Below are 13008 nucleotides of genomic sequence, written 5' to 3' on the forward strand. Positions count from 1 at the left end.
ATCTTACCCATAATAGTTTATTCGTATCACACGAAGCTTAAACCTAAAAATAAACATTTTATCACAATTTTTTATTATAATACAAACTTCGCGAAGATGCCATCCTTTTTGTTTATTCCCTATTTGCATACCCAAAAACCCAGGATAAAGCGTCCTGAGTTATCGGCCCTTTGTTTTGAGATGATGAATGATGTTCGCTGTTTCCTCGACCGCTTTATTCGAAACGTCAACGACTTGGCAGCCGATCCGGTCCACGATTTTCTCAAAATACTCCAGCTCTTCTTTAATTCTGTTGATATTGGCGTAAATGGCTTTGTCATTTAAGCCGAGAGATTTTAACCGTTCTTTTCGTATATGGTTCAGTTTATCAGGGCTGATTTTTAAGCCGATGCATTTTTTCGGATCAACGCTGAACAGTTCTTCCGGCGGATCGACCTCAGGAACGATCGGCACATTGGCCACTTTCAGACGCTTATGGGCAAGATATTGTGATAATGGGGTTTTAGACGTTCTGGATACTCCGAGCAGGATGATATCGGCTTTTAAAATGCCTCTTGGATCCCTGCCATCGTCATATTTGACGGCAAACTCGATCGCCTCGACCTTTTTGAAATAATCTTCATCAAGCTGGCGGACGCGGCCCGGTTCATATTTTGCGGTCAGACCGTAAGCTGATTCCATTTTATCGATGAGCGGACCGATAATATCGTAATACAGCACATTCGCTTTTTCCGCTTGTTCAACCAGGTATTTGCGCATTTCAGGAACAACGAGCGTAAAACAAATAATGCCGCCGTCCGCTTTGGCGAGAGACACGACTTCATTAATGGTGCCGATATCTTCCACATAAGGTATTCTTCTGATATGCGTATCATCGGCTGAGCCGTTAAACTGGCTGAGCGAGGCTTTTACAACGAGTTCGGCGGTTTCTCCGACTGAGTCTGATACTACATAAATGATGCGATTGTCCATGTTATCCCCCCGTTAGTTTTCAAGCTTATATGATTTCATTTTCTGATAAACTGACAAGTATCTTAGTCATATTCGTTTTGGTAAACCGGCCGATGACCTCAAAGCCTTTATCCGTATCTTTAATAACGGGCAGGGCATCGATCTGTTTTTCAATTAAAAACTTGGCGATGTCCATCACATAATCGTCACGCCGGCAGACGGCGATATTCGGCATTCTTGTCATGATAATATGAACCGGTATTGAGGCAAGTTCCTGCTGGCCGATGCTCGCCCGCAGCAAATCTTTGCGTGACAGCACACCGACTAAGACAGCATCACGATCTACGACAAATAACGTGCCGACATCTTCTAAAAACATGGTGCAGATGGCATCGTATACCGAGACATTCTCATTGATGACAACAGGGATCGATTGAAAATCTTTCACTTGCAGCTTTTTCAGTTTATCCGCAAGCAGCTGATTTCCCGTTTTCCCCGTATAAAAATAACCGACCCGCGGACGGGCCTCTAAGAAGCCTGACATGGTGAGTATGGCCAAGTCCGGCCGCAGCGTAGCCCTCGTTAAATTGAGCTGTTCTGCGATATGCTCTCCGGTAATCGGGCCGTTTTCCTTTACAATCTGTAAAATTTGTTCTTGCCGTTTATTTAATTCGATCGTACTCACCACCTTTATGGAAGGGTTTCTTTATCTATGTTTTCATTCTGTGATGTTTATGTAAAAGGGGAAAAGACGATTGCCGATCACACAGCAACCGTCTTTTTCTTTATTTTACAATAAGATGATTCATATTAGCAAAAGACTTGATCACATCTGCAAGAGCGGTCATTTGCGCTAAACGGTTGGTTTTTAATGCTTCATCTTCAGCATTTACCATCGTGTGATTAAAGTAGTCTTCGATCGGCTCCTTTAATCCGCTGAGCACGGCAAGCGCCTCTTCATAGTTTTTGGAGGCAAAGCTTTCCGCGACACTGTCTTTTGTTTTTTGATAAGCGTCAAACAGCTTTTTCTCCTGTTCATTTTCAAACAGATCCGGCTTGATATCACGGCTCTCGCCTTTTTTGCTGATGGAGATGACCCGGCCGAGTGATTCAGCCGTTTCTTTGAAGCCGGGTGTGCCGAGGTGCTTCTCAAGCACTCTTGCCTTATGAACGGCTGCATACGGCTCAAGCTCTGTGCTGTCCAGAACGGCTTCAATAACGTCATGACGGATGTCTTCAGCGTTTAAGACGTATTTCAGACGCTGTGTAAAGAAATCAAGGAGCTCATTTTCTTTTTCCGTTTCTGTCAATGACAGCAGCTCTTTAAACGAAATGCCCCAATTGCGGTCGATCAGAATGGAAACGATGCCGCTTGCCTGACGGCGCAATCCGTACGGATCCTGAGAACCTGTCGGAATTACGTCAATGCTGAAGAAGGAAGCAATCGTGTCCAGTTTATCAGCTAACGCCACGACCGCGCCGGTAAAGGTTGAAGGCACTTCTCCCCCGGCCGCTCTCGGCATATAGTGCTCATTGACAGCGGCAGCGACGGCATCATCTTCACCGAGCATGCGCGCATATTTTTCTCCCATTACGCCTTGAAGCTCAGGGAACTCATAGATCATATGTGTAACCAGGTCAAATTTAGAAATCTCTGCGGCGCGCTTCACAAGTTTTTGCGTCTGTTCATCCGCTTTCAGGCGGACGGCAAGTTTGCCCGCAATGGCGGCCACTCTTCTTACTTTATCTCCAAGGGAGCCGAGCTCTTCATGGAAAACGATATTTTCCAGTTTCTTCACGTTTTCATCAATGTTCAGCTTTTGGTCTTCTTTGTAGAAGAACGCAGCATCTGAAAGTCTTGCTCTCAGCACTTTCTCGTTTCCGCGGGCAACATTTTCAATTGCATGGCTGTTCCCGTTTCTTACCGTAATAAAGTGAGGCAGCAGATTCCCGTTTTCATCTTTTACCGGGAAGTAGCGCTGATGCTCTTTCATTGTGGTTACAAGCACTTCTTCAGGGATAGAAAGAAATTCGGATTCAAAAGATCCGTAAAGCGCTGTCGGGTATTCCACCAGATGGTTGACTTCGTTCAGCAGGTCCTCATCGATCGGAATATTCCATTTCTTCTCGGCCGCAAGCGCGTCCAGCTGGCTTTGGATCATTTGTTTGCGTTCTTTCGGGTCAGCAATGACGCTTTGTTCTTTCAGCAGCTTTTCGTATGATGCCGGTGCATCAACAGATACTTCTTGGCCGAGAAAGCGGTGTCCCTGCGTGTGCCGGCCCGTCTCGACATTTGTGATTTCAAACGGAATGACGTCTTTCCCAAAGAGGGCGGCAATCCATTTGATCGGACGGATATAGCGCAGATCCTGCGCGCCCCAGCGCATGTTTTTCGGAAAATGCAATCCGGCAATCAAATTTTCCAGCTGCGGTAAAAGTGTCTTCGTTTCTTGTCCCGCCTGGAATTTTTGAACGAAGACATATTCCGTGCCGTTTACATCTTTTATATACAGGTCATCCACTTCGGCGCCTTGGCCTTTTGAAAATCCGATAGCGGCTTTTGTCCAGTTTCCGTCAGCATCCTGAGCGATTTTTTTCGCCGGGCCTTTTGCTTCTTCCTGAATATCAGCCTGTTTTTCTGCTACGTCTTTTATATATACTGCCAGACGTCTCGGCGTATTAAAAAGTTTCACTTCGCCGTGGGCGATATTTTTTTCAGCCAGCCAGCCGGTCAGCTTTTCACCGAGCTGCACCATGCTGTCATGTAAAAACCGCGCCGGCATTTCCTCGAGTCCGATCTCTAAAAGCAAGTCTTGTTTACTCATGGGAAGAGCCCTCCTCTTTAAGCATTGGGAACCCTAATTTTTCCCGTTCTTCATAATACGTTTTTGCCACTTTTCTCGCTAAGTTGCGGACACGGCCGATATAACCCGTCCGCTCTGTCACCGAGATCGCGCCTTTTGCATCGAGCAGATTAAATGTGTGAGAGCATTTCAGCACATAATCATAGGCCGGATGCACGAGCCCGTTATCCATTTGTCTGATCGCTTCTTTTTCATAGGTGCTGAACAAATGGAAAAGCATATCCACGTCAGATGTTTCAAAAGTATAAACGGAATGCTCATATTCAGCCATCATAAATAAATCTTTCACAGTAAATCCTGACGTCCATTCAAGATCAAAGACGTTTTCTTTATCCTGAATATATGACGCGAGACGTTCAATACCATATGTGATTTCAACGGATACCGGTTTACATTCAATTCCGCCCACCTGCTGGAAGTATGTAAACTGAGTAATTTCCATCCCGTCAAGCCATACTTCCCAGCCGAGACCTGCACAGCCTAAAGACGGGTTTTCCCAGTTGTCTTCTACGAAACGGATATCATGTTCAAGCGGGTCAATGCCGAGCGCACGCAATGAATCAAGGTAAAGCTCTTGAATGTTATCAGGCGACGGCTTAATAATGACTTGGAATTGGTGATGCTGATAGAGCCTGTTCGGGTTTTCACCGTACCGTCCGTCCGCAGGCCGTCTGGACGGCTCAACGTAAGCCACTCTCCACGGTTCCGGCCCGATGCTTCGTAAAAATGTATACGGGCTCATTGTGCCTGCGCCTTTCTCCACATCATACGACTGCATGAGCACACAGCCTTCATTCGACCAGTGCTTCTGCAAGGTTAAAATCATATCTTGAATGTTCATTTCAAGCACCTCCACTTTCTCCATTCTTTTACAAGTGCGGCGGCAACCAAAAAACTCCCGTCTCTATGCTTGCCGGCCGCAAACATAGGGACGAGAGTTCTCCCGCGGTTCCACCCTAGTTGCTGAGGATGTGAATCACTCAGCCTCTTTTTAAAGGGTTGCTCGAGAATGCCTTTCGTTGCGCGCTCATCCTTAGCTTACACTGCCCTAAGGTCGCTTGTATGAGTTGGACGCAAGTACTTCTTTCTGTCACTGCAACATATTTTATAATAAATGATCATATAAAAAGATGGGCAGAATGTCAACTTTTGTTTTCATCCAAAAGGTTCTTCATGCTTTCCATCTGATCTAAAAACCGTTTTGACTTTAAATAAAGTCCTGAATATTCCTCGTAATACAGATCAATGACCCGTTTAATTTCGTTTTTGGTTTTCTGTTTTAACGAGACGCTGCCAAGCCTTCCGATATCAAAGTAATAAAAAAGCCTTAGCAGCCTTGCCGTTTGCGGCGAAATCGGAACTCTGTACGGATCCTTTTCAAAGCAGCGGTGGCAGATAAACCCGTTATCTCTTATCGAAAAATGAAACGTCCCTTCCCCGCTTTTGCAGTGGACACAATGATTCAGCTCCGGATACAGCCCCATGACGCCGAGCATTTTCATCTGCACGATGAAGGTGATCACGTCCGGGTCAGTCCCGTCATTCAGCCTCTTAAAGGATTCGAGAATCAATTCGAATAAATAGGGGTTCGGTTTCTTCTCTTCCGTTCCTTTGTCAGTGAGTTCAGCGATAAAAGCGGCATACGCCGTCAAAAATAAATCTTCTCTGATCGTTCTCATGCTGAGAATCATTTCACCCTGCTGGAGCGTGCCGAGTCCGGATGTTCTTTGCATTAAAAATGACCCGTACAAAAACGGCTGGCTGACTGCTGACAGCCGGCTGGCTGACTTCCTGGCGCCCCTTGCCATGACGCCGATTTTGCCGTGTTCCCTCGTCAGCAATGTCACAATTTTATTCGTCTCCCCGTAGTCATTCGTACGGAGCACGATTCCTTCACATTTAGTCAGCATTTCCGCACCTTCCAACAACGGGAGGGGCCAAGAGGTTTACAAAATTGGAAAATCAATTCGGGCTAGCTCATCTTCCGGTTCTTCGGGTCTTTCCAGGTTCTCTTTTTCCAGTTCTTTAAAAAGAAGGTACGTATCAACACTTCCTGTTTGAGAAAATACGTTCCAGGTAAAATTCAACACAAAAAACCCACCTTTCATCATTAAACTAGCTTTGCAATCCAAATTCTTACCCTTATCTTGACCTGATGTCCTCCTTTTCATGTTAAACAAATTTTGCTAACGAATCCCTGCTTCTGTGAGGTAATCTCACACCTCAGGCATGCGCCTTAGATGAATTAATATTCATCCTCTTTGAAGCCGAAATCACGCAGCTGAGACATTTTATTCCGCCAGTCCTTCTGCACCTTCACCCATAATTCCAGGTAAACGCGTGAGCCCAAAAGAGCTTCAATATCAGCCCGCGCTCTTTTGCCGACTTCTTTCAGAAGCGCTCCTTTTTTGCCGATGACGATGCCTTTTTGAGAATCCCGCTCGACCACAATGGTGGCGGCGACATGGACGGAGCCGTTTTCCTGCCCTTTAATGGACTCGATAGCGACAGCGATGCTGTGCGGCACTTCTTCCCTTGTCAGATGGAGCACCTTTTCCCTGATCAGTTCAGAAATAATGAACCGCTCGGGATGGTCAGTCACCTGATCGCTCGGATAGAACTGAGGCCCTTCCGGTAAATACGCTTCAATCTGCGCGAGAAGGGTTTCGACGTTGTTCCCTTCCAAAGCTGAGATCGGCACGATTTCCTTAAACGGATAGCGCGTACGGTACTCATCAATTAAAAGAAGCAGCTGGTCAGGGTGGATCTTATCAATTTTGTTTACGATCAGAAAGACCGGCGTGGACGTCTGTCCGAGCTTTTCAATGATAAACTCGTCGCCTTTTCCGTACCCTTCTTCGGCGTTAATCATAAATAACACCAAGTCAACTTCTTTCAGCGTATTCTGCGCCACTTTCATCATAAAGTCGCCAAGCTTGTGCTTTGGTTTGTGAATGCCCGGTGTATCAATGAAAATGGTCTGCGACGTGCCGGTTGTCAGCACCCCTTGGACTTTATTTCTTGTCGTCTGGGGTTTGTCGCTCATGATGGCGATCTTTTGACCGATGACCCTGTTTAAAAAGGTAGACTTTCCTACGTTCGGTCTTCCGATGATAGATACAAATCCTGATTTAAAGCTTTCGTTCGTCATGTAAATCCTCCGATGAAAATGCGCCCGGCAATAATTCTTCCGCAGTCATTTCTTTTATTTGTCCTTGTAAGTTGGTCAGAATAACAAGCATATCCTTTGAGCACAGCTCGGAAATTACTTGCCTGCAGGCTCCGCACGGCGAAACCGGTCCCGGAGTATCCGCAGCCACGGCGAGCATCGCAAATTCCGTATCCCCCTCGGAAACAGCTTTGAATATCGCCGTGCGTTCAGCACAGTTGCACATGCTGTATGCCGCATTTTCAATGTTGCAGCCTCTGTACACTTTTCCGTCTTTGGTAAGAAGAGCGGCTCCCACTCTGAAATTTGAATACGGCACATACGCTGTGTCCCGCGCTTTTAATGCTTCTGCAATCAATTCTTGTCTGTTCATGTGTACTTAATTCCTCTCTTACCTTTATCCTGTATGATACCGCTGTCACTTTTATTTTACATAATTATGATTGGTTTTTCACGCCCATTTTTGGCAATGTAAAATAATTGTAAGAATCTTCTGCTAACATATCTTCGGCAAGAAGATGAGTAAACCAATGATACACGATATCACGGCAAAGACGCAAACGGCTCCGGCGGCCGCGTCCTTTGCCGCTTTTGCGAGCGGGTGATACTGATCGGTAACTAAATCCACAACATGCTCTATCGCCGTATTTAACAGCTCCAAAGCAAGCATCCCTCCGATCAGCACCAAAACAACGGCCCATTCGGCTGTGCTCAGCCCGGTGAGAAAACCGCAAACGATAACGGCGCAGGCCGCGGTAATATGAAATTGAAAATTCCGCTCTGACCGCACCGTTTTCCAGATTCCCCTCCATGCATGGACAAAGCTCTTCAGGAACCTGCTCCACTCGTTTTTATGATCTCGTGAGTCCATACTCATCCAGCAAATCCTTTTGCTTTGAAAACATTTCTTCCTCTTCTTCTTTTGTCATGTGATCATAGCCAAGCAAATGCAAAAAACCGTGCACGGCCAGAAAACCGAGCTCTCTCATAAATGAATGGCCGTACTCTTCCGCTTGCTCTTTCGTTCTGTCAGCGCTGATGATAATATCTCCTAAAACAGGCGGCATGTCGGCGCCTACGATTTCAACCTCGTCTTCGCCTTCTTCTTCAAGCGCAAACGAAATGACGTCAGTCGGAGTGTCTTTTCCCCGGTAGTCTCTGTTGATTTCTCTGATATCCTCATTTGTCACTATCGTGACCGATACTTCAGCCTGATCCTGAACGCCTTCTTTTTCCGCCGCGAATTGGAGCAGCTTCTCCACTTCTTGGAGCGCATCAGCTGAGACGCTGTTCGTTTCATCAACAATATCTATGAGTAAACCCATTTATTTCACCTTCTTCGTAGCCTCCGGATATTCAATCCGGGAGTGGAAAATTCCTTTTAAAGTCGCACATAGTGTTTTTGCGATCGTATCCAGTTCTCGGAACGTGAGATCACATTCTGAGAATTGTCCGTCCTGAAGCTTATCGGATATAATTCCCCGCACCAGTTTTTCGATCCGCTCGGGATTGGGATTATGCATGGAACGGACGGCGGCTTCAACGCTGTCGGCCACTGAGATAATAGCCGCTTCTTTCGATTGCGGCTTCGGCCCCGGGTAGCGGAACTCTTTCTCTGTAATCTGGTCGCCCTTTTCTTTCGCTTTATAATAAAAGAATTTCAAAAGGGACGTTCCGTGATGCTGCTCCGCGATATCCACAAGCTCTTTCGGAAACTTATAGCTTCTGAGCATATTCGCACCGTCTGTCGTATGTGCGATAATGATATTTTTGCTGAGCTGCGGAGACAGCTTGTCATGCGGATTATCCATATTCATCTGATTTTCAATAAAATATTGCGGACGTTTCGTTTTGCCGAGATCGTGATAATACGCTCCGACCCGTGCTAAAAGACCGTTTGCCCCTACGGCTTCACAAGCCGCTTCCGACAGATTTGCCACCATGACGCTGTGATGATATGTACCGGGTGTTTCCGTTAAAATCTTTCGAAGCAGGGGATGATTCGGATTAGACAGTTCAATCAGCCTCATTGTTGAAAGAATGCCGAATCCCGTCTCAAAAAACGGCATCAGACCGATAATCAAAACGGATGAAGCAAGTCCCGAGACGACCCCCATCAGCATCAGCGTTCCGATTTCAACCGGTGACAGCGCCGTATTTTGTATTAATAAAAGCGACAGCACGATAATCATATTAATAAATGAGACGAACAGTCCCGTCTGCAATATTTTTGATCTCGCATTATGTTTTCCTAAAAACAGAATGCCTGAAATGCTGCTGATTAAATAGTAAATGCCGATGACGTAATTAAATGTTCCCGTCACACCCTGATTAAACATCATACTGCCGCAGATCGCCAGAATGATGCTTCCTAAAATGGCGAGCCTTTCATTGAGCAGCAGCCTGATTAAAATCGCGCCGGCGGCGATCGGCACAAGATAGCCGATATTGGTGTATTCAATCTTCTGAAAGAGACTGACGACTTCCATAATGACGAGAATAAGCGTTGTAATAATAGAAAACAGCAAAAGAGATTTATTTTTCAGCTTAAGCTCCTGCTGCTGTTTCTCAAAATAGTAGACAAGCGTGGCGATAAACAGACCGATCATCAGAAGCAGACCGCTGATCGGTTTTAACAGGTTGGAATTATTCAAAAGACCCGTCAGTTCAAGCTTCCTGTATACTTCCCGGTCGATCAGGTCATTCTCTTCCACGAGAACCTGTCCCTGTTTGATCTGTACCGGCTGGACGCTGTCTGACGCTTCCTGGCGTTTTTCATCGGTCGCTTTCGGATCAAATACGTAATTCGGGATGACCGCGTATTTTCCGATTTCAGTCGCAGCCGCTAAATATTTTGACGGCACAGAAGCGCTTTTCAGCTCTTTTGCGACCTTATCCTTCGCTTCAGCAAGCTTTTCAGAAGGAATTTCACTGCTCATCACCGTATTCACCGCGGTAATGACGGAATCCCTCACAAATGAGAAATCTTCATTGTTTGCATGGAGAAGCGATTTAATGGCATCTTCCGAGACGGATTCATTGACATCCTGTGTCAGCTTGTTTTTCACCGATTTTACCAGTGATTTTTCCGAAGGTGACTTTTTGTCTTTTTCCGCATCTTTTTTCACTTCGCCGATGCTGTCAAAAATGGAAGTGATCAGGTCAAGCCGGTTGTCGGTATAGCCTTTTTTCAGAGTGTATTGATCTTCCACCGCATCTTCGGCCGCCTGCTTTTTCGATTCCGTCGCCTGCTGATCTTCCACTGTGGCGGGCGCGTAAATCGTCTTATCACTGACTGCAAACAAATCCAAATTAAGTGATTCAGGTTTTACATGAATAAAGAGCAAACCAAACATGATCGCTGAAAGCAGCAGGTACAGCAGCACATGGGCTGAGCGGGCATGTCTGAAACTGCGGAACCGTTCCCGGGCGCTTTTACCCTTTCCCTTCTTTTTCAAAACAAGAACCTCCTCCCTGAAACATCAGGAACACATCATATAAAAATGACCCGATAACGGGAGATCGGGTCATTTTTGCATTACTTTTGCTTATCATAAGCTTCAATAATTTTTGCAACAAGCGGATGCCTGACCACATCTGTCTGGTCAAGTTCAATCACGGAGATGCCGTTTACGTCCTTCAGCATGTCCTTCGCTACTGCAAGTCCCGATGTGACGCCTTTCGGCAGGTCAATTTGGCTTACGTCGCCCGTAATGATCATTTTAGAGCCAAAACCCAATCTCGTCAAAAACATTTTCATTTGAGCGGGAGTGGTATTCTGGGCTTCATCAAGAATCACATACGCGTCGTCAAGCGTCCGCCCTCTCATATAGGCAAGCGGGGCGATTTCGATAACCCCTCTTTCCATAAGACGCTCCGTATGGTCGCTTCCGAGCACATCATGGAGCGCGTCATACAGCGGGCGCAGATAAGGATCTACTTTTTCCTTTAAATCTCCGGGCAGAAAGCCGAGGCTCTCGCCGGCTTCCACAGCGGGTCTTGTTAAAATGATTTTTTTAATGTGGCCGTTTTTTAAAGCGTGCACCGCTTTTACGACCGCCAAATAAGTTTTGCCGGTTCCCGCCGGCCCGATGCCGAACACCATGTCGTTTTTCTTCATCGCCGCCACATATTCTCTTTGGCCGATGGTTTTGACACGGATCGGTTTGCCTTTTGCCGTTTTCGTTATTTCCTCTTCATACATGCTTTCAAAATAGTCCAGTTCATCTTTTTTTGCCATTTTCACGGCATACAGCACATCACGTTCCGAAATCTCGATCCCCTTGCGAATTAAAGTAAGGAGCGAGCCCAATAATCTGTCAGCGATCTCAAATGTTTCATCATTCCCGGAAACGTAAATGGTTTCACCGCGTGTGATGAGGCTAATGCCCAGATCCTTCTCCATTAAATGTAAAAAGGCATCTTGGCTGCCGAACAAAGAAAGTGCTTCGTCCGGGCTTTTCAGTTTGTGATTAATCGCAAGTAAATGTTCTGCCATTCTTTAGTCTCCCTGAACAATAGGTGTGGTTTGAACGATATCTTCTATAACTTGGTAGAGAATAATCAACTTTACTTTACCATTCTCAACGGATTGGTGCAAAACTTTTTCACTTTCCACCTCTCCGCTGCCGTTTAATCGCTTTTCTACATCTTGTCTTCCCATTTTGATACCGGCCTGAACCGCTTCGCCTTTCGTATAAGTCCGCACGGATGTTTCACTTTCTCTTGTCTGTTCTTGAACGTAAGAAACCGGAAGCTTCATCCCCAGAAATTGAAACGGATGCTTTTCTTCCTCTGTTTTCGGATGTTTCAGCGGCTTCTCATTAAATTCAAAGCCCCAAAAAGGCACGCCCCATGATCCGAAAGACAGCTTGTGCTTCGTCCTTACTTTACCCGTATATAGCGTAAATGATGTTTCAAGAGGCACGGTTACTTCTGACTTGTACCATGTTTCTCCGTAAATTTCCGCTTTTGAGGCGACTTTCCGGTCTTCATTTCCGATCAGTCCTGAGACGAGGAGCTGTCCTTTGTCAACATGATCGTTCACAAAAGCCATCGGCTGCCCCTTTTGCACGAACATCCTTTTGATGACCGCCTTCTTTTTGGCAACGATATGGCGGGGGCTCACGTACTTTTCTTTTGTCGGTTCGTTTTTTTCGACCACTTTCATATGAAGGGCTGTCCCGTTCAATTCCACACCGACCCACGTAATATTATCGATACCGTTTGTTAATGATTTTTGAATTTTCTCCGGCGTCATCATTAAAAATTGCAAACGGCCTTTTTTCACACCGATTTCTTCAAGGTGCTTTACCATCTGATGCTCGGTTTCTGGCTTGGCCCCTTTAATATCAATTTCCCAAATCATGTTGGACAAAAGAAACAATATAACAAAAAATATCACAAATCCCGCAGTGAAACCCAGATTTAATTTTGATTTGAGAAGCAGAAAGGGAAGACCCTTTCTTTTTGTAAAGCTTGCTTTGCATTCATGTTTTCTGATGACTCTTCTGAAAGCATGTACATCTTGAAGCTGAATCATCAGCAGAACACAGTCTTGCTTTTTTTTCACCGCAAAGATGGCGATTCCGTTTCTCGTGCATTCATTCAGCAGCCGTTCAATTCCTTTTCCTTTGACTTCCATTTGGACTTTACCCGAAAAAAATGACAGCCATTTGTTTTTCACATTATTTCCCCCCGGCTTTATGAATCGACATATCGTACGTGATCTATCGTGCCTTCCAAAAGGATTTCTTCAGGAAGGATTGCCTTAATGACCAAGTTTTTTCCTGATATGATACACTGCCCCCGCTTGAGCATCAGCCTGACTTCTTCTTCGCTGAACAGCAGGAGGCCTCTGTGATTCTCTATGTAGATATGAAGTCTGCCGACCATCGTAATACGAGGCAGATCCATCATAACGTCCGGGGGAATTTCCAATGCTCTTGTCAGCCATGCCTTTACACGATTCTTTCTTTGCCCCATAAAAAAAGAACCCCCTTTCATCTCATATGTATGATTTGA

At 45.6% G+C, this 13008-nt stretch carries 13 protein-coding genes and 1 pseudogene; all 14 read right to left on the minus strand.

What is annotated here, in order from left to right; all coding sequences use genetic code 11:
• Positions 1-159 precede the first annotated feature (159 nt).
• Positions 160-972: a pyruvate, water dikinase regulatory protein gene (locus SB847_RS07895; protein WP_003152991.1), complete on the minus strand. Its 813-nt coding sequence runs from the start codon at positions 970-972 to the stop codon at positions 160-162.
• 25 nt (positions 973-997) lie between these two features.
• On the minus strand, positions 998-1636 hold the full coding sequence (gene ccpN / locus SB847_RS07900; protein WP_014470676.1) for a transcriptional regulator CcpN: 639 nt from the start codon (positions 1634-1636) through the stop codon (positions 998-1000).
• 100 nt (positions 1637-1736) lie between these two features.
• On the minus strand, positions 1737-3776 hold the full coding sequence (gene glyS / locus SB847_RS07905) for a glycine--tRNA ligase subunit beta (RefSeq protein WP_410561478.1): 2040 nt from the start codon (positions 3774-3776) through the stop codon (positions 1737-1739).
• Positions 3769-4656, minus strand: coding sequence for a glycine--tRNA ligase subunit alpha (gene glyQ / locus SB847_RS07910; protein ID WP_003152984.1), 888 nt, complete (start codon positions 4654-4656; stop codon positions 3769-3771). Before glyQ ends, glyS begins: the two co-directional genes overlap by 8 nt.
• 301 nt (positions 4657-4957) lie before the next feature.
• Positions 4958-5725: a DNA repair protein RecO gene (recO, locus tag SB847_RS07915; RefSeq protein ID WP_410561477.1), complete on the minus strand. Its 768-nt coding sequence runs from the start codon at positions 5723-5725 to the stop codon at positions 4958-4960.
• A 36-nt stretch (positions 5726-5761) separates the two neighbouring features.
• Positions 5762-5905, minus strand: a complete 144-nt coding sequence (locus tag SB847_RS07920; RefSeq protein ID WP_007408286.1) for a YqzL family protein — start codon at positions 5903-5905, stop codon at positions 5762-5764.
• A gap of 155 nt (positions 5906-6060) precedes the next feature.
• Complete coding sequence (gene era / locus SB847_RS07925) at positions 6061-6966, minus strand: GTPase Era (RefSeq protein ID WP_007408285.1); 906 nt, start codon at positions 6964-6966, stop codon at positions 6061-6063.
• Entirely contained in the window at positions 6947-7357 is a 411-nt protein-coding gene (locus SB847_RS07930) for a cytidine deaminase (RefSeq protein WP_003152976.1), read from the minus strand. The genes era and SB847_RS07930 overlap by 20 nt, the downstream gene beginning before the upstream one ends.
• Before the next feature lie 123 nt (positions 7358-7480).
• The gene (locus tag SB847_RS07935; RefSeq protein ID WP_224182218.1) at positions 7481-7855 is read right to left on the minus strand and encodes a diacylglycerol kinase family protein; all 375 of its coding nucleotides are present in this window, start codon (positions 7853-7855) and stop codon (positions 7481-7483) included.
• Positions 7836-8309, minus strand: coding sequence for an rRNA maturation RNase YbeY (ybeY, locus tag SB847_RS07940; RefSeq protein ID WP_410561474.1), 474 nt, complete (start codon positions 8307-8309; stop codon positions 7836-7838). Before ybeY ends, SB847_RS07935 begins: the two co-directional genes overlap by 20 nt.
• Positions 8310-10442: an HD family phosphohydrolase gene (locus SB847_RS07945; RefSeq protein WP_007408284.1), complete on the minus strand. Its 2133-nt coding sequence runs from the start codon at positions 10440-10442 to the stop codon at positions 8310-8312.
• 80 nt (positions 10443-10522) lie between these two features.
• Positions 10523-11482 (minus strand): PhoH family protein, encoded by a 960-nt coding sequence (locus SB847_RS07950; RefSeq protein WP_007408283.1) that lies wholly within the window; start codon positions 11480-11482, stop codon positions 10523-10525.
• Positions 11446-12670, minus strand: a pseudogene (gene yqfD / locus SB847_RS07955) (sporulation protein YqfD). The gene SB847_RS07950 and the pseudogene yqfD overlap by 37 nt, the downstream one beginning before the upstream one ends.
• A gap of 17 nt (positions 12671-12687) precedes the next feature.
• A complete protein-coding gene (yqfC, locus tag SB847_RS07960) occupies positions 12688-12969 on the minus strand; it encodes a sporulation protein YqfC (protein WP_308825952.1) in 282 nt (93 codons plus the stop codon).
• Between the last annotated feature and the right edge of the window lie 39 nt (positions 12970-13008).

Origin of the sequence: Bacillus sp. SIMBA_026 (assembly GCF_046535335.1) — a bacterium.
Classification (GTDB): Bacteria; Bacillota; Bacilli; order Bacillales; family Bacillaceae; genus Bacillus; species Bacillus velezensis.

Bases quoted from the DNA above. Each gene is read 5' to 3' on its own strand.
- yqfC (WP_308825952.1), bottom strand. From the start codon at position 12,969: ATGGGGCAAAGAAAGAATCGTGTAAAGGCATGGCTGACAAGAGCATTG.
- glyQ (WP_003152984.1), bottom strand. From the start codon at position 4,656: ATGAACATTCAAGATATGATTTTAACCTTGCAGAAGCACTGGTCGAAT.
- SB847_RS07930 (WP_003152976.1), bottom strand. From the start codon at position 7,357: ATGAACAGACAAGAATTGATTGCAGAAGCATTAAAAGCGCGGGACACA.
- SB847_RS07950 (WP_007408283.1), bottom strand. From the start codon at position 11,482: ATGGCAGAACATTTACTTGCGATTAATCACAAACTGAAAAGCCCGGAC.
- glyS (WP_410561478.1), bottom strand. From the start codon at position 3,776: ATGAGTAAACAAGACTTGCTTTTAGAGATCGGACTCGAGGAAATGCCG.
- era (WP_007408285.1), bottom strand. From the start codon at position 6,966: ATGACGAACGAAAGCTTTAAATCAGGATTTGTATCTATCATCGGAAGA.
- recO (WP_410561477.1), bottom strand. From the start codon at position 5,725: ATGCTGACTAAATGTGAAGGAATCGTGCTCCGTACGAATGACTACGGG.
- ybeY (WP_410561474.1), bottom strand. From the start codon at position 8,309: ATGGGTTTACTCATAGATATTGTTGATGAAACGAACAGCGTCTCAGCT.
- SB847_RS07895 (WP_003152991.1), bottom strand. From the start codon at position 972: ATGGACAATCGCATCATTTATGTAGTATCAGACTCAGTCGGAGAAACC.
- SB847_RS07935 (WP_224182218.1), bottom strand. From the start codon at position 7,855: ATGGACTCACGAGATCATAAAAACGAGTGGAGCAGGTTCCTGAAGAGC.